Source organism: Pedobacter nototheniae, from assembly GCF_032678625.1.
GTDB lineage: Bacteria > Bacteroidota > Bacteroidia > Sphingobacteriales > Sphingobacteriaceae > Pedobacter > Pedobacter nototheniae_A.
Genome location: NZ_JAVTSO010000003.1, coordinates 515,689 through 537,587 on the forward strand (window position 1 = coordinate 515,689; position 21,899 = coordinate 537,587).

Consider the following 21,899-nt stretch of genomic DNA (forward strand, 5'->3'; position numbering starts at 1 on the left):
TTATTTCTCAATTCCCGGGTGGTTATCCTGAATAGAATTATTTCCTGTTTCTACCTCCACCTCTCTGGTGGTAACGGCATAATGTGCCGGATGAATTTCAGAACCATACGCTACTGCATAAGCCTTGGTAAACTCTGCACCAAAATAAAGAATAATGGAAGAGTAGTAAGTCCATAATAATACAATAACCAATGATCCGGCGGCTCCGTAAGTGCTCCCCACATTACTCTGCCCGATATACAAGGAAATACCGAACTTGCCAATCATAAATAAAATAGCGGTAACCACCGACCCGGCAAAAACGTCTTTCCATTTAATAATGGCATCGGGAAGTACTTTGAAAATTACACCAAAAATTAAGGAAACAACCGCGAGGGTAACCACCTGATTAATGATGTAAAAAACCACCACGGAAACATCTTCATACCTGGCTTGTAATGTGTGACTAAAAGTATCTAAAACGGCTGTAACCGCTAAAGAAACCAATAACAAAAAGCCTAAACTGATGATAACAGAAAAAGATAAAAATCGATTTTGCAACATTTTTAACCATCCTCTTTTTGGTTTAGGTTTTAATCCCCAAATGGTGTTGATTGAATCCTGAATATCGCCGAATATTGTAGTGGCCCCAATTAATAAGGTAACCAGCCCAATAATAAAAGCAATATTCCCTTTACCGCTTAAAGATGCCTTCCTAATAATTTGCTGAAGTTGAAAAGCAGTATCCTTTCCTAAAAAACCATCCAGTTGCCCGTAAATCTGACCTTCTGCAGCTTCCTGACCTAAAAATATAGCACAAAGCGAAATGATAACAACCAATAAAGGTGCCATGGAAAATACAGTGTAATACGCTAATGAGCCACTCAACTTTGTCACTTTGTGATCACCAAAGCCTGAAAATGCCGCTTTTAAAATTCCCCAAATCCCTTTTAATGTTATTTTTTCTTTCGCCATATAAACCTTAACCCACAAAATATCGCATTTGTTTGCTGTAAAGTTTACGAGATTAAATGAACCTGGCACACAAACCCCTTTATTAATCTTTGAGTTATACTTGCTCATTTCTTCCATCGCTAAATCTAAATGCTGTAATTGAGCGGTTTATCATAACAAAAAGAAGCCACCAGATTTTTATCTGATGGCTTCTTTGCTTAAAAATATTGTTTAAAACAGATTTCTATTTGGTTTTAATCCATGTGGCAATATCGTTGATTAAAGTTTCGGATACACTTGCCGGAATTTGGTATTGAGCAGATGAACCTTTTTCTGTTTGCGGACTGAATAAGTGGTTTAATTCCGGATAAAATTTAAGCTTTGCATTTTTCTTTTTGCCCAATGCTTCATTCCATAAATTGTAATCGGTTTGGCTTACCTGAAAATCATTTCCACCCTGAACAACAAGTATTCTGGTTTTAGTTAATTTTTTAGCCGCATCAACCTGATTATAGCTATTCAAATCAGACCAATAAGCCGCTGGTAATCCCAAAACCAATGAGTCGGGCTTTATTTTACCCAATTGCGTAATCCTACTTTTTTCAATTTCAGTTAATGCATCTGCCAATGCTTTTTTATTGGTGTCGGTGGTGTCTTTAGATAACTGGAACATATATTTATTCTGTTCCATGATAATATCTGTTAATTTGCGCGCCGGTGCAGCCGCTAAAATAATCCCGGCTAAATCAGGTGTTAATGTTGCAATTCTTGGTGCAAGCATTCCGCCCAAACTATGGCCAAACAAATAAATATTTTTTTGATCGGCACCAACAATGGTTTTAGCCATTGCAAGTGCAGCACTTGCATCATCCAAAACTTCCTCTTTTACGGTAAAAACCTTGGCAAAATCGTTTGGATATACCAATGTTCTTTTTACATAACGAAGGGAAGCAATTCCTTTTGCTGCAAGCCCGGCAGCCATGTCTTTAAAAGGTTTGTTTGGCCCTACGGTTTCATCCATATCACCAGGACCAGAACCATGAACAAAAACAACCACAGGGAAGTTTTTAACATTTTTTGGAGTGGTTATCACTGCTGCAAGCTGATGACCTGGTGTATTTAAATAGATCGATTTTTCAACATACAGGTTTGTATCGGCATAAGCCGGTTTTAAATAAGCATTGGCATTTGCCGCAGGAGCTAAAAATAATCCTACAATTTTTTCGGCCTTATTAAATCCTACAATAAAGTTCTGGCTTCCGTTTTCAAATTTACCTTCAATCGTTACGGCAAAAAATTCGCCCTGAACTTTACTTTGAATGGCATCAAAAGAATCGGCTTTGCCCAATTTAGTATTTAAATCGGCCCAAAGTTTTTGCAGCATTTCCTGGGTAATTTTGGTTTTTATACTTTCATCAAAATAATTATGTGCCTCAGGAAATTTGCCTTCCTGCATTAAAGCAAAAAACTGGTTGGCACTGTTAAACAGGTTTATAACATTTTGCGAAAAAGCCGATGTTGTTAATAAAAATAAGGTTGCTATAAGTAAAATACTTTTTTTCATGTATTCAGAATGTATTGTTTGGTTAAGTACAATATACCAAAGTTAATAATATTTGATTCTGAATCAGATTAAAATAAACTAATCTTTTAGTTTTTATATGCTTTTATGTTGTTGCTCATATTTTTTCCACAAGAAATAAGGAATAAACAGAATAATTAATGCCACCACTGGTGGAATCAATAAGCTTATACCATCGCCGGCAAAGCTCCTGGAAGCAAAGGCACCAATAAAGTTAAATGCAAAGCCTGCAAATGCCCATTCTTTTATGGCTTTAAACTTAGTTTGTAAAATAGCTATTACGCCTAAAAGTTTGGCTGTGCCGCTAATGATCAGAAAGTACATCGGATAGCCAAGATGCCTCATGACCTCTTTTCCGGCTTCTTGCTGGGTAACGCCTCCAATGCCATCCATAATCATCATTAAAGAGAAGATAATGGTTGCAATCCAGTACCAGGTATTTAGTTTTTTCATCAGTTTATAGTTTGTTTCTATCTTTTTTATTTATCCTTGTGGCATTGCCGACATATCCATATAAAAGTAAGACCAGATGTGTCCGTCCAAATCCTGAAAACTTTCTTCATACATAAAGCCAAGATCCTGCGCATCTACATTTTTTGAGGCACCGGCGTCCATCGCTTTTTTTACAATTTCTTGTACTTCATTTTTACTCTCTGCTGATAATGAAATCAATGCTTCGGTACTTTTTGTCGTATCGCAGATTTCTTTTTTAATAAATGTTTTAAAAAAAGATTCAACGATCAGCATAACAAAATTTTCTTCGCTAATGATCATACAGGTTGCTTTCTCATCCGTAAACTGTGCATTAAAAGTATAACCCAGTTTGGTGAAAAACTCAACTGATTTGTTTAAATCCTTTACCGGTAAGTTGACAAAAATTTTAGTAGCCATGTGTTCTATATTTTAGTGATTGATTAGTAACACAAACATAGGACGTGAAAGCCATAATCGTAAAGTGTATTGAAGACAATTGAAGGGGTGTTTTGCGACAAATTATTGTTAATATAGAATTAGACAAACTTAGGATTTGAAAAAAAATAAAAAAAATTTCGTTGCCATACAATAATTCTTAAAATGAGCGTTTATATTACCGAGAGCGTTAATTTAGATGACGGGGATACTGCTTCGGCGATGTCCCCGTTTCTTTTTACAGATTTCCTGAAGGCGTTTATTCTTTTTATATTATAATTCACAAAAAAAGGGACAATTTAAAAATGTCCCTTTTCGATTATATGATGGAGTTAAGGATTTTAGCTTTTTATTTCAGTATCCTGATTTGTGTTTTTGAAATAATCTTCAAAATTTTTATTCCTTTTAGGTTTTAAAATCACATATAAACCCAAGCCGATTAAAATAATTGCTGTTGTAATTTTTGATACCGCAAAATCCAAAATGGTTATGTCGTTTAATGTAAATACAGCGCCAATAATGGTTAATGCAAGCCAGCTGCTTCCTTGAAAGTTTTTACGATACCCGATCCATAATCCAGCGCCCAGCATAATGGTATGCCAGCTAAATATCCAGTGTGGAATATCTAAGCCTATATTTCTAAGTAAAAAGGCGGCTCCAATAACTAAGATTAAAACACCTGTTCCTAATTGTCTGTCTGCGAAGTTTTTTTTGATTGAAGTTTCCATGACTTTGTTTTTTTATTCAAATGTATTATGCAAATGAACACCAGTCTATGGTTTTTCTTTAAACCAATATAAATGATCGGTAAAAGGAATTAAAACGGCGGTTAAAATATTTTGGTTTTTTGTAATATGATCAAAATATCGGTGAAATACCTGGCTTCAGCCCATTTTTAACCAAAAACAGGAAGATATTGTTATACCTTATCAAAACTTATAACCTCAGTACCCTTTGCCATGATAACCTTTGATGTAAGGCCAATAAATAAACCATGGGCAAGTACGCCCGTAACCTGGTTTAAATTTGTAGCTAAACTTTCTGGATCATCAATTAGGCCAAAATCTACATCGATAATGTAATTATTATTATCGGTTATAAAAGTTTCATTATCCTTTTTTCTCAGAATGCCTTTACCGCCCAACTTGGCTAATTGATTGTACACATATTGAAATGCTAAAGGAAAAACTTCTACAGGTACGGTAAAGGCACCTAATTTTTCAACTCGTTTGGAAGTATCGGTAATGATTATCGAATTTTTGCTCAGTGAGGCGATGATCTTCTCCCTGAATAAAGCTCCTCCTCCTCCTTTTATAAGATTTAAGGTATCTGTAAATTCATCTGCACCGTCAATACTAATATCTATAGATGATAAGGCTCCGAGATCAAGGATTTGAATACCTAAAGATTTAGCCAGTTCTTCAGACCGGATAGAACTTGATGCCGCGGTTATTTTTAATCCATCGGCAACTCTTTTCCCTAATTCTTTTATGGCAAAAGTGGTTGTAGTGCCTGTACCCAGGCCAACCACATCGCCATTTTTTATAAATTTTACGGCTTCTTTTGCGGCCAGTAATTTTTCGGCATCCTGCTGATGTTGATCTGTAACTCCCATACAGTAAAAATAGAAAAAGAAATTTCCATGTAACCTACTTAAAAAAAAATTAAAAATATTTTACCGCTTGCACAATAAATCTTTATTATATCGTTTATGTATGTGAGAGCGTTAATTTAGATGATGGGGATTCTGCATAAGTGGAATCCCCATTTCTTTTTGCTCAAAAATTTAAGCATAAAAAAATCCCGATTTTCATCGGGATTCTTCATTACCATATCATTCTGTTATTTTTCGGTTGATAAAGAATAAGGGAAATCTGCAGGGTTTGAGCCTCTTTGTTTATTTGGGGTAGCCGTCATATTAAAATTTAATACCGCTCCCTTTTGCAGGCCGCTGTGGCTGATCCAGTTTTTAGAATAGGGTTTACCGTTCATTTGCAACGATTGAACGTAGCGATTGGCATTGCTGTTTGCAGGCGCATTAATCACCACTGTTTTACCGCTTTCTAAATTCAGGGTTACCTTTTTAAACAATGGCGCACCCAACACATACTGATCTACCGCTGGTGTAACCGGATAAAAACCCATTGCCGAAAAGACATACCAGGCAGAAGTTTGCCCGTTATCTTCATCTCCACAATATCCATCAGGTGTTGCTTTATACATTCTATCCATGGTTTCTCTAACCCAATATTGAGTTTTATAAGGCGCACCACCATAATTATATAAATAAATCATGTGCTGAATAGGCTGGTTTCCGTGTGCATATTGACCCATATTTGCAATTTGCATTTCTCTTATTTCATGAATTACACCACCATAGGCACTTTCATCAAATACTGGTGGCATAGAAAAAACAGAATCCAGTTTGGTTACAAATTTGCTGTGACCGCCCATTAATTTAGCTAAGCCATCTACATCCTGAAAAACCGACCAGGTGTAATGCCAGCTGTTTCCTTCTGTAAATGCACCCCCCCATTTAAAAGGACTAAATGGACTTTGGAAAGTGCCATCCTGATTTTTACCCCTCATTAAACCTGATGAAGGATCGAAAAGGTTTTTATAGTTCATGGCTCTTTTCTTATAAATATCAATCTCAGAAGCAGGTTTACCTAATGCCCTGCCCAACTGATAAATCGTAAAATCATCATAAGCATATTCCAAAGTTTTAGCTGCATTTTCGTTTTTCTTTACATCGAAAGGCACATAACCTAATTCATTGTAGTATTTAACGCCATCGCGACCAACGGCTTCAATAGGCCCTTCGTTGTTTGCGCCATGTTTTAAAGCTTCCCAAAGGGTTTGAATATCGTATCCGCGTAAACCTTTAATGTAAGCATCAGAAACGACCGAAGCAGAGTTATTGCCCACCATAATGTTGGCATAACCCGGGCTGCTCCATTCTGGCAACCATCCACCTTCCTTGTAATCGTTAATTAAGCCTTCCTGCATTTCTTTGTTGATAGAAGGATACACTAAATTTAAGAATGGATAAAGTGCCCTGAAAGTATCCCAGAAACCTGTACCGGCAAACATATAACCAGGTTTAGTTTCGCCTGTGTATGGGCTCCAGTGTACAATTTTATTTTGAGCATCAACTTCGTAAAGTTTATTAGGGAAGAATAAGGTACGGTACAGGCAAGAATAAAAAGTACGCATTTGATCAATGGTACCACCTTCAACCGAAATACGGCTTAGTGTTTTATTCCACGTAGCTTTAGCCTTAGCTTTTGTTGCTTCAAAACCATCGCTTGCCAGTTCTCTTTTTAAGTTTAACTCGGCTTGTTCGAAACTGATAAACGATGAAGCAACCTTGGCAGAAACTTTCTCTCCTTTTACGGTTTTAAAACCAATCACGGCGCCACTATGATCGCTTTCCAATTCTAATTCCTGATTATTCAATTTTTTTCCACTCCAGGTTTTTGATAATGTAAAATCTTTATCAAAATAGATTACGAAGTAGTTTTTAAAGTTTTTAGGCAATGGCCCACGTGCATATTTAGTGGTATAACCAATAATTTTACGTTCCTGGGGGATAATTTTAATATACGATCCCTTGTTCTGGGCATCTACCACTACAAAAGCGCTGTCGGTTTTAGGAAATGTAAACCTAAACTGAGCCGCACGTTCTGTTGGCGTAATTTCAGTTGTTACATCAGCATCGGCCAAATAAACACTATAATAATACGGTTTTGAAACCTCTGCTTTGTGGCTAAACCAGCTTGCACGTTCATCATCTGTAAATTTAATTTTTCCGGTACCTGGCATAATTGCAAATGCACCATAATCATTCATCCATGGAGAAGGCTGGTGGGTTTGTTTAAAGCCGCGGATTTTGTCTGCATCGTAGGTATAAGCCCATCCATCGCCCATTTTTCCGGTTTGCGGGGTCCACATATTCATTCCCCAAGGCAAGCCAATAGCGGGATAAGTGTTACCGTTTGATAGATCGGGTTTAGATTGCGACCCCATTAAAGGGTTAATCCACTCAACCGGATCGGTAATTTTGCCTACATTTTGTGCAAAGCTGGTTGAGGCTGCAAAACTGAGTAAGGCGATAAATAACTTTTTCATTTGTGTAATTTTGTTTTCAGTTGTAATGAATGGCTTTTAGTTTATTCATTTGTACCATGTGCGATTCATTTATATTCGGTTTTTTTGCTGTTCTACTGGCTTATACTTGGCTATAAGGTCGGGTTTTTAACGTAATCTGCCCAAAGTGCATCCAAATCTTTACCTGTTAAGTTGGTCCAGATTGCATCAGTATAAGTATGATCCCTTAAAGATGCATCTACTGCTTTTATTGTCCCGGCTTTTACATTTTTCTCTATCCACGCAAAAAACCTTGCCGTAATGCGGTAACTATTTTTATAAGTGTGTTCTGGTTTCACATCAGGCAAAGCCCATTTTGCACCTGCATTATCTACACCAAATTTATAACGGGCATAATCTGCAATACCCTCGGTTAACCAGCCTGGTCCAACACTATTGCCATAATCCTGCACAATATGCATCACTTCATGGGTTACCACATCAATATCTTCGGGATGTTTAACCATCCATATGGAGCTGTAGGTAACTTTTCCATTGCTGGTTGCTGCAACTCCTTTATAAGCCGTATCTACAAAAAACTTAACTGTTTTAAGTGTTTTCGGATTATATTCCTTTGCTAATTTAGGGTAAACAACAAAAAAAGTTTCAATTAATCTTTTCTTTAACTGCGGATTTAAGGCCTCGAAATTACTTTCAAAAGTTAAGGTATAACCATTTTTTTTTACGGTTTCCTGTGCTTTTAATTTAGCAAATGGAATGGCGAGCAATGCTAAGGTATTTAATAAAATTATTTTCTTCATTTGATTAATTTTAGGAATGACATCAATATTAAGCGTTGTTTTTTAGTAAATTTAAGTCTCTACAGCTGGCGGCTCCAATTAGTGCCGCATTTTCCTTTAATTCGGATATTTTAATTGCTGTTTCAATCTGATTTCCTTTTAAAGTTGCAATTAACTCCGGTGAAAACTCGTTGAAGGCCTGCGTAATGTTTCCTCCAAAAATGACCACTTCAATTTTATATTTCTGAATAATCGGAATTAGAAATTTAGCCAGGTTATTGCCAAATTCCATAAAAATACGGGTAGCATTATGGTCTGTACCAATAAGGCCCACCAGGTCTTTTACACCCGATAAGGTTTTATTGGTGAGCTGATGGTAACGTTTAACAAACCAACCGGTTGATAAATAATCTTCGGCAATGCCATTTAAAAACGCCGAATTCCATAATGCAGCGTCGGTGGCCTTATAATCAAGGCAAAATGCAGAACCTAAACCGGTACCTAAGGTTAAACCCATTACACTTGCATTTCCTTTGGCTGCACCTGCAAAAACTTCTCCCTGTAGAAAACCGGCTGCATCATTTATAAAGTGAATATTATTGGAAGGGATATTTAAGCGCACCGCTAATTCTTCTTTAATATTTACACCGTAAAGCGACCTGAATTTATCCTGGTCTTTAATTAATGAAATCCCTTTTTCGTAATTAAAAGGACCTGGCATTGCAATTCCTACTGTTTTATCGGCTGTTTCGTATCCACTAAAAGAATCCTGAATCACTTTACACCAACCCACTAAAATACTTTCTGCTGTTCCGTTAGAATCTATAAATTCTCTTTTTATTGAGCCTTCAACCAACTTTTTCCCTTCTATATCTACAATTCCGGTTGTTATATGAGAACCGCCTATATCTACACCTAATGCTACAGGCTTTAATTTCATTGTTATACTATCTTCTTTCATTAAAAAAACAAACGCTGCTAATTTTAGCTATTAATATTCTTAGTTTTCACTTGTTTTGATCTAAAATACCTTTTTTCATTCAACCCCAGCTCTTTTATAGAGCACTGTATTACAAATAATTAGAATTCTGCCTCACACAGCTAAAACGATTTATGAAATTATAAAAAGTTTTGGATAATCAACCACCTTATCCTGATTATGTTCTACATCCTGTTTTTCACCTCAACCGGGTTCATTATTTGCTTAAAGAAAAAGGTTTATCACTTTCTTGCAAGCCCCTGTTTAATGCAGGTTTATTATCCATTTCCAACTTTAATGTTCCACCTTTTAAAATATCCTGGTGGGTTAAAAAGTTTCGGGTATAGTTATTACCGTTTAATGTGGCCGATTTAATGTATACGTTTGAAGCATCATTTTTAGCGGCATCAATAATAAATTGTTTGCCATTTTCCAGGTTAATGGTGGTTTTTTTAAACATCGGACTTCCAATTACGTATTCTCCGGTACCGGGTGTTACACTATAAAAACCCAAAGCACTTAATACATACCAGGAAGAAGTTTGCCCCTGGTCTTCGTCGCCGGGGTAGCCATTTTCGGTAGCGTTATACAACTTACTCATCACTTCACGTGCGTGAAATTGTGCCTTCCATGGCTGGTTGGCATAATTATACAAATAAACCATGTGTTGTATGGGCTGATTTCCATGTGCATACTGCCCCATGTTCGCCATTACCATTTCAGTCATTTCATGGATCATGCCGCCATAACTGCCCACATTAACTTTATTGGGTTCGCTAAAAACAGAATCCAATTTAGAAGTGAAATGCTCATTGCCACCCATTAAATTAATTAAGCCTTTGGTATCCTGAAAAACCGACCATTGCCAGTGCCAGGCATTCCCTTCGGTAAAAGGTCCGCCCCACTCTATCGGATCAAAATTTGGCGTCCATTGCCCGTTTGCATTTTTTCCCCTCATAAACTTAGTTCCAGGGTCGTAAACATTTTTATAATTATACATCTGGCGTTCAAAAACATCCATGTAAAACTTATTCCCGGTCATTTTTGCAAGTTCATAGGCGCAGTAGTCGTCATAAGCATACTCTAATGTTTTAGCCGTAGCTTCTCTGTATTTTGGGTAAGGAACATATCCAAGCTGGTAATATTCTTTCCAGCCATCTCTTCCATTTGCCGGCCCCCAGGGCCCTTTATTGGTGGCTTCATGCAAGTATGCTTCCAAAGCCTGTTTGGGGTCAAATGTTCTGATTCCTTTTGCCCAGGCATCAGCCAATAAAGAAATGGCATGGTTGCCAATCATACTCCCTGCTTCGCTTGGAAAAGACCAGGAAGGAAGCCATCCACATTGTTCATAAGCATCGAGCATTGCTTTTACATAACGTCCGTGCATTTCGGTTTGCACCAAAGTATTGAGCGGAAATTGAGCCCTGAAAGTATCCCAGAAACCTGTATCGGTAAACATATAACCTGGGTGAACTTTACCATCGTAAGGACTAAAATAGTAAGGTTGGCCATTTGCATTTAGTTCGTAAAATTTTCTGGAGAATAAACTGGCCCTGAAAAAGCAAGAATAAAAAGTTTCCGTATCAGCCCGCGACCCACCTTCTACCACAATTTTGCCTAATGATTTATTCCAAACCGCAGCGCCATTTGATTTGGTTTGCTCTAAAGTTTTATCTTTCCCTAACTCGTTTTTCAGGTTAAGTTCTGCCTGTTCTAAACTAATGTATGATGAAGCTGTTTTAACCTGAACTTTTGCCCCTGCCTTAAATTCGACATAAGCACCTTTCCCTAAACCATCAGCAAAAACGGAGTCTGGATGAATGGTATTTTTCTTATTTTCCCAGGTTCCATAAGCTTTAATTGGCTGATCGAACTGTACCACAAAATAGCTTTTCCATCCTTTTTTAAAACCTTCTCCATTATTAACATATCCGGTTATCCTGTTTTGCTTAGGCTCTATTTTTACACCGCTTAAATGGGTATAACCATCCAAAATCAGGAAGCTTTTTTTACCTTTTGGATAAGAAAAGCGTAAATGAGCACCTCGTTCTGTAGGCGAAATTTCTGTCGTAACCTCATTATCAAATTTTACTTTATAATAATTGGGTTTGGCAACTTCATTTGCGTGGCTAAACTTAGCCTCACGTTTATTTTCATCCACCACAAGCTCATCAATTACCGGCATAAAAGAAAAAACAGCATAATCCCTGGTCCAGGAGCTACATTGATGTGCCTGCTGAAAACCTCTTATTTTATCTTTAAAATACTGGTATTTCCAGCCATCGCCATTTTTACCGGTTTGTGGCGACCAGGTGTGCATGCCAAAAGGAAGTGCTGTTGTTGGATAAGTATTGCCTCTGGTTAATTCGTGTTTAGAATTGGTACCCTGTAAAGTATTTACATACTGTACCAAATCTTTTTGCTGCGCAAATAAACCTTTAGTGGCTATGCAGCACAAAATTGTTGCAATTAATTTAAATTTCATTTGTGTGTGTTTATTTACAGATTAATGTTAACCTCTACACCTTCGCTGTAATTTTCAAATCCAAGTAATAAAGTTTTCGATTTTTCATCCCAGACATTTTGAATAAGCGGTAAATTTCGACCTCCGGTTTTAGCGGTAATAACACCTGGTTTTGAGGTTAGTAAAATCCGCATTACGTTATTAGTTTTAGCCGGACTTTTCGCTATAAAGGAGTATTGCTTCTTAGTAACCATTTCGTTCGTTACCCTTGATGCGGCGGCTAAAACCTGTGCTTTGGTTTTGTTTTCGGCTTTATTGATATCATATAGGTAAGCCTGTGTACCTGGCTGAATGATTTTTTGAGTAAGTACAGGTAGTGTAGGGTCAAATAAATCAATAAATAGTCCGTTTAAAGTAAGTGGTTCTTCTGTTACCTCATTTAAAACCGCAGCAATGGTAAATGGTCCGCGCGCTAAAACAAAATTATTTTTGGTTATTAATTCTTTAGCATTCTTTTCGTAAGCTTTTTTAACTGTGGCTAAAAATTCAAGATCACCGTTGGCTTGCATCACAAGTTCTTTAGGGTCTTTTCTAACTAAAAATACCTTCCCTTTACCGGCCTGGTATTCTGTTAATCCATCAGTTACCTGAATGCCCAGTTGTTTAAATAAATGTTCGGACGGGGCTTTGTATGTATTTCCATTGGTATTCCACCATTCCTTTACATTTTGAAAAGGATCATTATCTCTTCCGTAATATAAAAGCGTACCTCCATTTTTAACCCATTTGGCAAGCTCGTTATGATAGTCGGCAGATAAGGGTTTCATATTTGAATAACTCATAATTAATACCTCAATATCCTTTAAAGTATTTTTGTTGGCCAGGTTTTCTATATGTACAGTTTCTACCGGAATACCTCTTTTTAACAAAGGAATAGCCATTCCATAAAAATTAGAAAGCTGAGGATCATCGTAACCTGCATGCGTTGGAAAGCGCTGAAACATCATGGAGTTTGAGAGTAAAACTCCAATGCCATGACTGCCGTTCAGCTTATTTTTTGATAAGGGCATTTGATTAAGCGAATTGACCATTACCTGCATCTGCGTGGCATAATCAGGAGATATTGGCTGTTTTTCGGCTACGCCTTCTACCTTGAACTTACCTTTATAAATTCGGTTTGGCCAGGGCATTACTTCATAATTATCAACCATTGGGTATAACAGCTGTGCAGTAAAAGTAGCCTGATAATTAACCTTGTAATCATCCCATGATCTGGTTCTGTCTTCTATTGGATCTGTTAAGAAAAAAATCTTTCTCCCGGTTGGAGCCGTCATCGAAACCATTGAGCCATACTCCAAAAAAGCATTTTCAAATACCCTTTCTTTTTCTATACCATTAAAGTAAATAGGCTCTCTTGATGTTCCGGTCCATACTTGCGCAATGTAACCGTCCATGCCTTCCAGATTAGCCAAACTGGCCTCAGGGCTTACAATTTGCCAGGAAGAATAGTTAATTAGCGAATGCGTAGGCACATAGCACCTAACCCTTTTTCCTTTGCTTTCGCTATAAGATTTAACGTAACTGAATACTTCTTTTAGTGCTTTAAAATAGAGCTGGTATTTTAATTTAGAGGAGAGATAGGTGGCTTCGGGCGATTCGTGTTGAGCCATCCAGGGAAAACCATAATAGGCCTGCCATTCTTTTTTAAAAGCATCACCATAACCTGCCCTTGCCCAAAATTCGGGTTCTTCCAGGTAAATTGCGGTTACCCCTGCGTCAATAGCTCTTTTAACATGTGTTTTCATGTAAGCTAAATAATTTTGAGAGGGCACAATATAAGGCACATTTTCGCCATGCCAAATGGTTTCGCCATTGCGCATTACCTGACCTTCATCAAGGTGTTTTTTGCTATCCCATTGCCCCAGGAAATAATCTTTATACTGCCCCCAGGCTATTCCGGTCATAAACTGTACTTCATAACCTTTATCACGATAACTCTTTACCCTTTCTTCAAATTTTCCGCCATCATCATTTATACCATAAACCATGGCAATATCTGCCCTAATATCGTAATCAGGGCTCCATGGTGCCGAAGCCTGAAAGGATGTTTTTTCTTTTGTTTTGAGCTGTGCAGATAAATTGCTTTGCTGAAAAAGAAAAATAGTGGCGAGTGTTGCATAAACTTTTAATTTTTCCATTTAAATAATTTTAAATATAAACCCTGCACATTTGAGAGATCGATAGGTGCAAGATGTACGTTAATCGTTTAGAATTATTGGGCCGGCGAGAACAATTGCATTAATGCAGCTGCTGCGCAGGATTCGTAAGATTGAACTGCGCCAACAGGGCAGGCTACTTTATAATTTCTATACATAATTCCACAGGTTTGATCTCGGTTGTTCCATAACTCGGGGTTTTATGGGTGATGAAAAATCAAAGTTGTACCTGCCCGTTTAACGACAGGCACAACTTGAAATGGTTATTTATTAAGTGCTGTATTACCAGCCTGGGTTTTGCACCATCAAATCATCAGAATTTACATCTTTTGAGGGGATGGGGAATAAATAATGTCTTTTGGTAAATACCCGGGTTTCAAAAGGGACCACGGTAAGAAACTCAGGAAGATTTTTAGAAATATTTAATCCATAAATAGGTCCATTATCTGTTACTTCAGCAATTTTCCATCTTCTGGTATCAAAATACCTCACGTTTTCAAACGCCAGTTCTACCCTTCTCTCTTTTCTAATGGCTTCACGCATTAAATCCTGACTTGCCGGAGGTATAATCTGGCCGGCACCTGAACCATACAACGGAATGCCTGCTCTTTCCCTGATTTGGTTTAAGTAGATTAAAATATCCGGATCTCCGGGAGTTGATTCATTTAGTGCTTCAACATAATCCAGAAATAAATTACCCACCCTGTATAAAATACAAGGGCGATTACTTTCTCTCCAGTTGCCCAGGCCCATAGCTTTACGTACAATATAACCTGTAACCGAATAATCGTTACCTCCTGTTGCTTTACCGGAGTTGCCGTTGTTATTCATTTCAGTTATGATATTGCCGTAAGTTGTATTTAACCAAACACTGTTGTGGTAGGTGATGTTTACATAAAACCTTGGTTCGCGGTTAACCCATTGATTGTAGGTATCGGTAGCAATAGGACTTCCCGGTGCCTGGTAATTGGTGCTTCCAGAAGTTACATAACCCGAAGTCGGGTCTTCAATACTTTTCCCGTTGGCCATAAAAAATGCATCTACCTGATTTTGTGTTGCCGCTAAACCACCCGAGCCTCTAACCTCAGAGTTTTTGCCGTTGTGGTAGGGTGTTAATTCATATTGTCTGCCTTCAATTGATGCTTCAATTCTCGACATAATGATTTCGCTATTGAAACGATCGATAAAAACATCCCTGCAAGATAGATATGGGCTAAAATTACCCGAAGCATCATTTTTTCTGAACAAGCTATAAGTGCCCGGAACAAATTGAGTAATGTAAGCTTTATAGGCATCAGAGGCTCTTTTCCATTTACCGGCATCATAAGTTTGGCTAATCAATTGTTTGCCGTCTTTATTTTTTAAACTTGCCATATCCGGGTTACCATTATACAGCGGACTTGCGGCTAATAAATAAGCCTGTAAACGATAACTTAAGGCCATGCCTTTGGTAATGCGGCCATAGTTATTATCATTTACTGGGTTTACGGACAGATTATCTGCGGCTGTTTGCAATTCGGCCGCGATATAATTAATACATTCATCAAAGCTGCTGCGGGGTAAACGCACGCTTTCAGACGGTGCATCAGGCGCAATTACTTCTTCACCCAAAAGAACCACCGGGCCATAAGTACGTACCAAGTAAAAATAATACATAGCCCTTAAAGCCCTTGCCTCATTTTTATACTGAACAATTAACTGAGGTGTAATATCCTGGGTAACTTTATCAATATTGGCCATAAAGAAACTGGCCGAGCGGATGCCTTTATAATAATTGTTCCAGTAATCGTTTACAAAACCTGTGTTTGCATCCCAGCTGCCAATGTTAACATTATTAGCCTGGTTAAAGCCCCAAACAAATTCTGCCTCGTCGGCTGCACCTGTCCATATCCCTGCATTTCTGCCTGTATTGGGATTTCTTTGTCCAAATTCATCCGGAATCCAGGAGTATATATTATTTAAAAACTTCTCTGCTGTGGCCCTGTTGGTAAATGTTTCCTCAAGTGTTAACCTATCATTAGGTACTTGATCAAGGAAACCTTTTTTACATGAAGTAGCCAGTGTTAGGCAAGCTACAAATGTGATCAATATATATTTTTTCATGATTTCTAATTATTAAAATTTAACATTAAGCCCAAGCGATAAGGTAGCGGTAAGTGGATACTTGGCTCCATTTGCCCTACCGTCGACATTGGTATTTAACTCCGGATCCCAAAGTTTCCATTTACTGAATGTTAAAAGATTAGACCCAATTAAATAAATTGCTGCATTTTTAATGTGAACTTTTTGGGTAAATGCGGTTGGCAGATTATAGCTAAGCTGAGCGCTTTTTAACCTTAAGAAACTTACATCCTTTACCCACCACGAGCTTTCTAAAGTGTTATTTGTATTATCGGCTTCTCCATAGGCTAAACGAGGATAAAATGCATCTTGTCTTGGATTTGAAGGTGTCCAGCGATCGTTGGCAATTGCGTAAGCATTGCTTAAACCACCACCGCCATTAAAAGGAAATATACCCGAGCCACCCAACATAATATCGGCATTGGCAACGCCCTGGAATAAAGTGCTTATTGCAAAACCTTTGTAAGATGCGGTAAAGCCAAAGCCATATACGGTATTGGGAATATCGCCCCTGCCAATTTTAGTTTTATCATAATCGTTGATTAAGCCATCGCCATTTAAATCTTTGTATTTAATATCGCCAGGCTTAATGCTGCCTTTCGAACCCGGGGTTGCGCTTGCATTAATTTCTTCCTGCGAATCGAATAATTTTTCGGCTACATATCCGTAACGTGCGAGTACGTTGTCACCAAGATGGCTCATCCATGGATAAGGTTGCGCCGGGCGATCATCTGTAATCAATTTATCTTTACTGTAGGTATATGTACCTCTTAAGCCAATATCAACCTGCCCAACTTTAAAATTATACTCTAAAGTGGCGTCAATACCTCGGTTATCAACCACACCTAAGTTTCCGTAAGGTTGATTGGTTAAGCCTACATAACCTGGTAACGACTGGCGTTGTAAAAATATACCGGTACGTTTTTCTTTAAATAAATCTACAATCAGGTATAAATTATTGTTAAGGGTCCTGATTTCCATTCCTAAATCTTGTTTACGGGATTCAGCCCATCTAATATCTACGCCATAATCCATTACGGTAATACCACCAGAATTATTGAAGTTTTTACCCAACTGGTAACCTTGAACTTTATCCGGGTCGTTTGGATTATCAGATACCAGCGTTAAATAAGCAAACCTTCTGCCGTTGATTTTACCGATACCGGTAACACCATCTGAGTACCTGAACTTTAAGAATGAGATGGTATTTTTAATGGGCTCCCAGAATTTTTCATTAGAAGGAATCCATCCAATGCCGAAAGCTGGAAATGAGCCGTATCGGTTTGATGGAGCAAACAACTCAGAACCATTATATCCAAAGTTAACTTCAGCAAAATAACGATCATCGTAAGAATAGGTACCACGAGCGGCTAAACCAACCTGGCGTTCGGGAATTGACGAAGTAAAGTTTCCGGCAAAAGGATCATTATAGTCCTGTGTATAACCCAAAATTAAGCCGCCTACGCGATGTTTACCAAAAGCCCTGTCGTAATTTGCAGCCGCTTCTGTGTAAAATTTACGGTTACCGGCCCTGGTTGGATCAAAACTTAAATAGTTACCACCACTTGTAAAGGTTTGTACTAAATTTAAAGAACCATCGGCTTTATAAGGCGAGTTGGTACCGGTAACATTAGAAATGAAATAAGTACTTTCTCTTTTTGATCTTTTAATGAAATTTTCATTGTAGGCATCAAACGCCACCATTGCTGTGGCAGATAAACCTGGAGTAACCATTTTTAAATCTTGCGTTAACCTCAAGTTGGTATACAACTGGTTTTTAAATTCTGTACGGTAACCTCTTCTGGTTAAATCGGCATAAGGATTACGAAACCCCCCGTTTGATGAGCGGCCGGGAATAAAACCACCTGGATATAATTTAGGATATTCTACTGAGGAAACATCCAATGCAGAACGAAAAATATCTTCTGTTTTTTCGCCCGGATAATTCCCTGTAGATGCATATCCCTGAATACCTAAATCTAACTTGGTTGTTCCGGTTAGTTTTAAATTTAAATTACTGGTAAAATTATACCTGTTGTAATTTAAAGAAGAATTATACTGCGATAAATCATCGGTTTTTAAAAAGCCTGATTCATTGTAATATGCCAATGAAACATAGTACTGTGCATTTTCAACACCACCGCTTGCATTTAAATTTGCTCTTCGGTTATGGCTGTACTCTTTAAATAATTCATCCATCCAGTTTACGTTTGGATAAAGGAGCGGATCTGCACCTGATGCCGTTTTATCAATGTAATCCTGTGCGTATTTAGCACTCTGGCCCCTACCAGTCAAAGCCTCATTTGCCAGGTTCATGTAATCGATGCCACCAAGCGTTTCGGGTTTTTTGGTAAATGTACTTATGCCTTCATTATAATCGAAAAAGATATTGGGTTTACCTACCTTACCTGTTTTGGTTTTTACAATTACAACTCCATTTGCACCTCTAACACCATATACTGCCGTACCAGACGCATCTTTCAGCACAGTAAAAGATTCAATATCCTCCGGATCTACGTTATCAATCGAACGCTCAACACCATCTACTAAAACCAGGGGCGAACTTGAGTTGCCTCCAAAAGTGGCAATGCCCCTAATCCAGATGTCAGCAGCACTTCTTCCTGGCTCACCACTTCTTTGCACGCCAACTACACCGGCAATTCTACCGGCTAAAGATTGGGTAATACTGGCCACAGGTTGTTTTAATTCTTTTGCATTAACTGTTGATTGCGCGCCAATTAAGGAAACTTTACGTTGTGTACCAAAACCTACAACTGCAACCTCTTCTAATGCATTGCTGCTGGGTACCAGCTGGATTGAAATGCTTTTTTGATTGCCAACGGTAATTTCTTTAGCATCGTAACCTACATAAGAAATAATAAGAACGGATGCTTCTGAAGGGACAGAGATGCTAAAACTACCATTTATATCTGTCGCTGCTACACTTAAAGTACCTTTTACTTTTATACTTGCGCCTGGAATTGGTGCACCGGTTTCGTCTTTAACAATACCCCTAACCACAATGTTAGCGATATTGCGGTTCGGTTCTTTTTTTGTCGTGCGCACATTGGTATTCATCTCTCTTGCACCTGCCGAAGCGGTAAATGTTAAACCAAAAGCTAAAGATAAAGTGCCAATTTTAATCGCACCCGACCTCGTCATAAGCCTAAGCTTAATGAGTTTAGTAAATTTCTTGTTCATAATGGAATGGTTTGTATTTGGTTATTATTTTTGGTAATGCTATTTAATGCCCCATTTATCAGCCAGCAGCTTGATAAAATAGCCACCCACAACACTTCGAGCCTGGAAACCAGTTAATTTTCCAGTAGTTGTTTCGTACCAGTCGCTCATCGGAACTCTGCTTTCTGTTTGGGTAGCGTATTTATAAACCGGTTTAACAAATTTTTGGAAATCGTTTTGATTATCAGCTAAAGTCGCAGTCCATATAATCCAGTCTGATTTAGTATAGGTTTTGCGGCTATCCAGTGGTAATCCGAATTCATTTTGCTTTGTTAAATAGTAGTTGATTTCTTTTTTATACAATTCTTCTGGGAAAAGATTGAGCTTTAATAATTTATCCCAAACCAGGTTATATTTCTGGCTCCATGTATTTTTATCATTAAAAGTTAAGGCATAATGATCGCCGCCATCAGCCAATTTCTGCCAGTTTTTGGCCATTTCTAATGCTGCATTTCTATATTTTACAGCTACATCCGTTTTACCCATTTGCTGGGCCATTTGGGCATAACCGCCCAGTGCAACAATGGCCTTAACCGATAAATTAGCATTACGGGCAAGGTGACCGGCAAAGTCATCTGTACACAATTGATTTGCAGGATCAAATCCCTCTTTTAATAAATAATCGGCCCAGGTAGACATGGTTTGCCAGTGCTTTTCGGCATATTTTACATTTCCATCTGCTTTACTGATGGCAGCAGCCAGAATAATCATATTTCCCGCCTCTTCTACTGGCATATCTTCACCATAAATCTGACCGTTTGCAACCGGATAGGTACCAATATCGTGTGCAGGATAAGGCTTGTTCCATTTACCACTTTCTGCATAATAGAAAATACCGTTTAGCATTCCTTTTAACAATTCGGGATTATAAAGCAAATATTCGGGCGCCGAAGGATAGGTAACATCAACCGTATTGATAAAACCTCCGCTAAAATTTTCTTTTGAAAGAAAAAGAATTTCACCATTTGGCGCATATAAAATTTTATGGGCAGCTATGCTTTGTCTGTAAGCCATTTTACATAAATCGGCATATTCAATGCCACCAACTTTCGTTGCCTCGGCAACCAATTGCTTGTTAAACGCATCGCATTTTGCTTTAATAGTTGCATAATCATTGCTGGCATTAAGCAGTAAGTTTTCGAATGACTGGCCCGATTTCTTCCAGATTGGCAATAAAGACTTCCCGAAATATTCTACAGATTTTAAATCATCATAACCCATCATTACATATTTCTCTACCGGTTTGGCCGTTACCGTACCAAAAGGAATTACACTGCTCAAATCTAATTCGGTTGTATTTAAACGCTGTGTTTGTTGCGGGTATTTGCCACTCAAAAAGTTCTTTAAATTTTCGTCCTGCTTACCTATAAATTGTTGAGCCTTAAATTTTGCAGGCACAGCCACATACATATAACCCCAGTCAATTCGCGTATCATCGCCTTTTTTCTGCAATATTGGCTGCTCTACTGTTCCGGCTTTTAATAGGGATAAATTGTTTTTCGAAGTTTTCCATGCAGATACGGGCTGATTGCTTGTATTTACTGCAATGTTAGATGAGGCACTAAAATAAACGGCCACCTGATGTGCTTTAGCATCGTTAGCTTTGGCAACATAACTGATGTAACTAATTGGTTTTGCCGTTAAATTAATATCATTCAACAATAATGGAGAAGTAAAAGTTACCTGTAAATTAACCTGCCCGCAGTTGAACGTGTACTGGGTTGATGTTGCTTCAAACGCTACGTTGGTTTGTTTTGCGGTTAGTATTTTTGAGCCTTGCGGAACTTCCTCAACAATACCGGCATCGAGGTGCCTGCCACCTGCTGTATTTTTACAATGTATGGCCAAAGTATTTTCCCCGCTGGTTAAAATACCATCTTCAATAGGGATATAAATGTATTCATGTACCCATCCCTCTTTCTGATAAATCGTTTTAGTATTTAGATACACAATTACATTGTCATCGTGGCTAAGCTTTAAATATTTTTTAGCTTTTGAGGGTTTTGCGATGGAAAATTTCCTTCGGTAATAAATATTATCGGTATCCCATTTTGTTTTTGCCGTCTTATCATCTCCAAACGGAGCAGCTGATTTTTTCCAGCTCTGGTCGTTATATTCAGGGCCATTCCAGTTTGCTCCCGGATCATCAAACGTATAATTTACGCTATATGCAGTTTCATCTGCTGCCGGAAGAATGGTTTTATAATCTTTAGTTTCTTCGCCAAGGAAACGATAAAATTGATCATCAACTTTTACAACACCCAATAAAGATTGTTTTTTTCCAGTCCAGTGTTTAGTTACCGATTGGTTTAAATTGTCTCCAAAAGACCAAATGCTGAAGTAAGTATCGTGTGTAATTAATGGATAGGCAGGAGCCTTGTCTTGTGCCTTCGCACAAATTGAAATAAACAGGCACAGCCCGAGTAGGTAAAGGTTTCTCATAATTAGGAATTTGGTTAAACTTATCAATAAAACGTTTTAGTAAACTTTTAAAAATTAAACCCTCTGGTAAAAAAGAAGGCTGAAAAATTAAGTTGAAAATTTTTAATCGTGCATATATGGTTTT

14 protein-coding genes are annotated in these 21,899 nt (G+C 37.9%); all 14 read right to left on the bottom strand.

The genetic code is table 11. From position 1 onward, the window contains the following. Complete coding sequence (locus tag R2Q77_RS12480; RefSeq protein ID WP_316804052.1) at positions 1–1,062, bottom strand: YihY/virulence factor BrkB family protein; 1,062 nt, start codon at positions 1,060–1,062, stop codon at positions 1–3. Between the two features lie 115 nt (positions 1,063–1,177). Then, positions 1,178–2,497 carry a DUF3887 domain-containing protein gene (locus R2Q77_RS12485; protein WP_316804053.1) on the bottom strand — a complete coding sequence of 440 codons (1,320 nt, stop codon included), beginning with the start codon at positions 2,495–2,497 and terminating at the stop codon, positions 1,178–1,180. A gap of 93 nt (positions 2,498–2,590) precedes the next feature. After that, positions 2,591–2,968: a DoxX family protein gene (locus tag R2Q77_RS12490; RefSeq protein ID WP_316804054.1), complete on the bottom strand. Its 378-nt coding sequence runs from the start codon at positions 2,966–2,968 to the stop codon at positions 2,591–2,593. A 30-nt stretch (positions 2,969–2,998) separates the two neighbouring features. Next, positions 2,999–3,406 (bottom strand): VOC family protein, encoded by a 408-nt coding sequence (locus tag R2Q77_RS12495; protein WP_316804055.1) that lies wholly within the window; start codon positions 3,404–3,406, stop codon positions 2,999–3,001. Positions 3,407–3,765: 359 nt separating this feature from the next. Beyond that, positions 3,766–4,152 (bottom strand): LiaF transmembrane domain-containing protein, encoded by a 387-nt coding sequence (locus tag R2Q77_RS12500; RefSeq protein WP_316804056.1) that lies wholly within the window; start codon positions 4,150–4,152, stop codon positions 3,766–3,768. Positions 4,153–4,343: 191 nt separating this feature from the next. Next, positions 4,344–5,039 carry a ribose-5-phosphate isomerase RpiA gene (gene rpiA, locus R2Q77_RS12505; protein ID WP_316804057.1) on the bottom strand — a complete coding sequence of 232 codons (696 nt, stop codon included), beginning with the start codon at positions 5,037–5,039 and terminating at the stop codon, positions 4,344–4,346. A 227-nt stretch (positions 5,040–5,266) separates the two neighbouring features. Beyond that, positions 5,267–7,555, bottom strand: coding sequence for a GH92 family glycosyl hydrolase (locus R2Q77_RS12510; protein WP_316804058.1), 2,289 nt, complete (start codon positions 7,553–7,555; stop codon positions 5,267–5,269). A 110-nt stretch (positions 7,556–7,665) separates the two neighbouring features. Continuing rightward, on the bottom strand, positions 7,666–8,334 hold the full coding sequence (locus tag R2Q77_RS12515) for a basic secretory protein-like protein (RefSeq protein ID WP_316804059.1): 669 nt from the start codon (positions 8,332–8,334) through the stop codon (positions 7,666–7,668). A 28-nt stretch (positions 8,335–8,362) separates the two neighbouring features. Further along, a complete protein-coding gene (locus R2Q77_RS12520) occupies positions 8,363–9,253 on the bottom strand; it encodes an ROK family protein (protein WP_316804060.1) in 891 nt (296 codons plus the stop codon). A gap of 256 nt (positions 9,254–9,509) precedes the next feature. After that, positions 9,510–11,777 (bottom strand): GH92 family glycosyl hydrolase, encoded by a 2,268-nt coding sequence (locus R2Q77_RS12525; RefSeq protein WP_316804061.1) that lies wholly within the window; start codon positions 11,775–11,777, stop codon positions 9,510–9,512. Between the two features lie 14 nt (positions 11,778–11,791). Then, complete coding sequence (locus tag R2Q77_RS12530; protein ID WP_316804062.1) at positions 11,792–13,954, bottom strand: hypothetical protein; 2,163 nt, start codon at positions 13,952–13,954, stop codon at positions 11,792–11,794. Positions 13,955–14,254: 300 nt separating this feature from the next. Beyond that, positions 14,255–16,075 (bottom strand): RagB/SusD family nutrient uptake outer membrane protein, encoded by a 1,821-nt coding sequence (locus R2Q77_RS12535; RefSeq protein WP_316804063.1) that lies wholly within the window; start codon positions 16,073–16,075, stop codon positions 14,255–14,257. 12 nt (positions 16,076–16,087) lie between these two features. Beyond that, positions 16,088–19,294: a TonB-dependent receptor gene (locus R2Q77_RS12540; RefSeq protein WP_316804064.1), complete on the bottom strand. Its 3,207-nt coding sequence runs from the start codon at positions 19,292–19,294 to the stop codon at positions 16,088–16,090. A gap of 39 nt (positions 19,295–19,333) precedes the next feature. Continuing rightward, positions 19,334–21,775 (bottom strand): glutaminase family protein, encoded by a 2,442-nt coding sequence (locus R2Q77_RS12545; RefSeq protein ID WP_316804065.1) that lies wholly within the window; start codon positions 21,773–21,775, stop codon positions 19,334–19,336. Between the last annotated feature and the right edge of the window lie 124 nt (positions 21,776–21,899).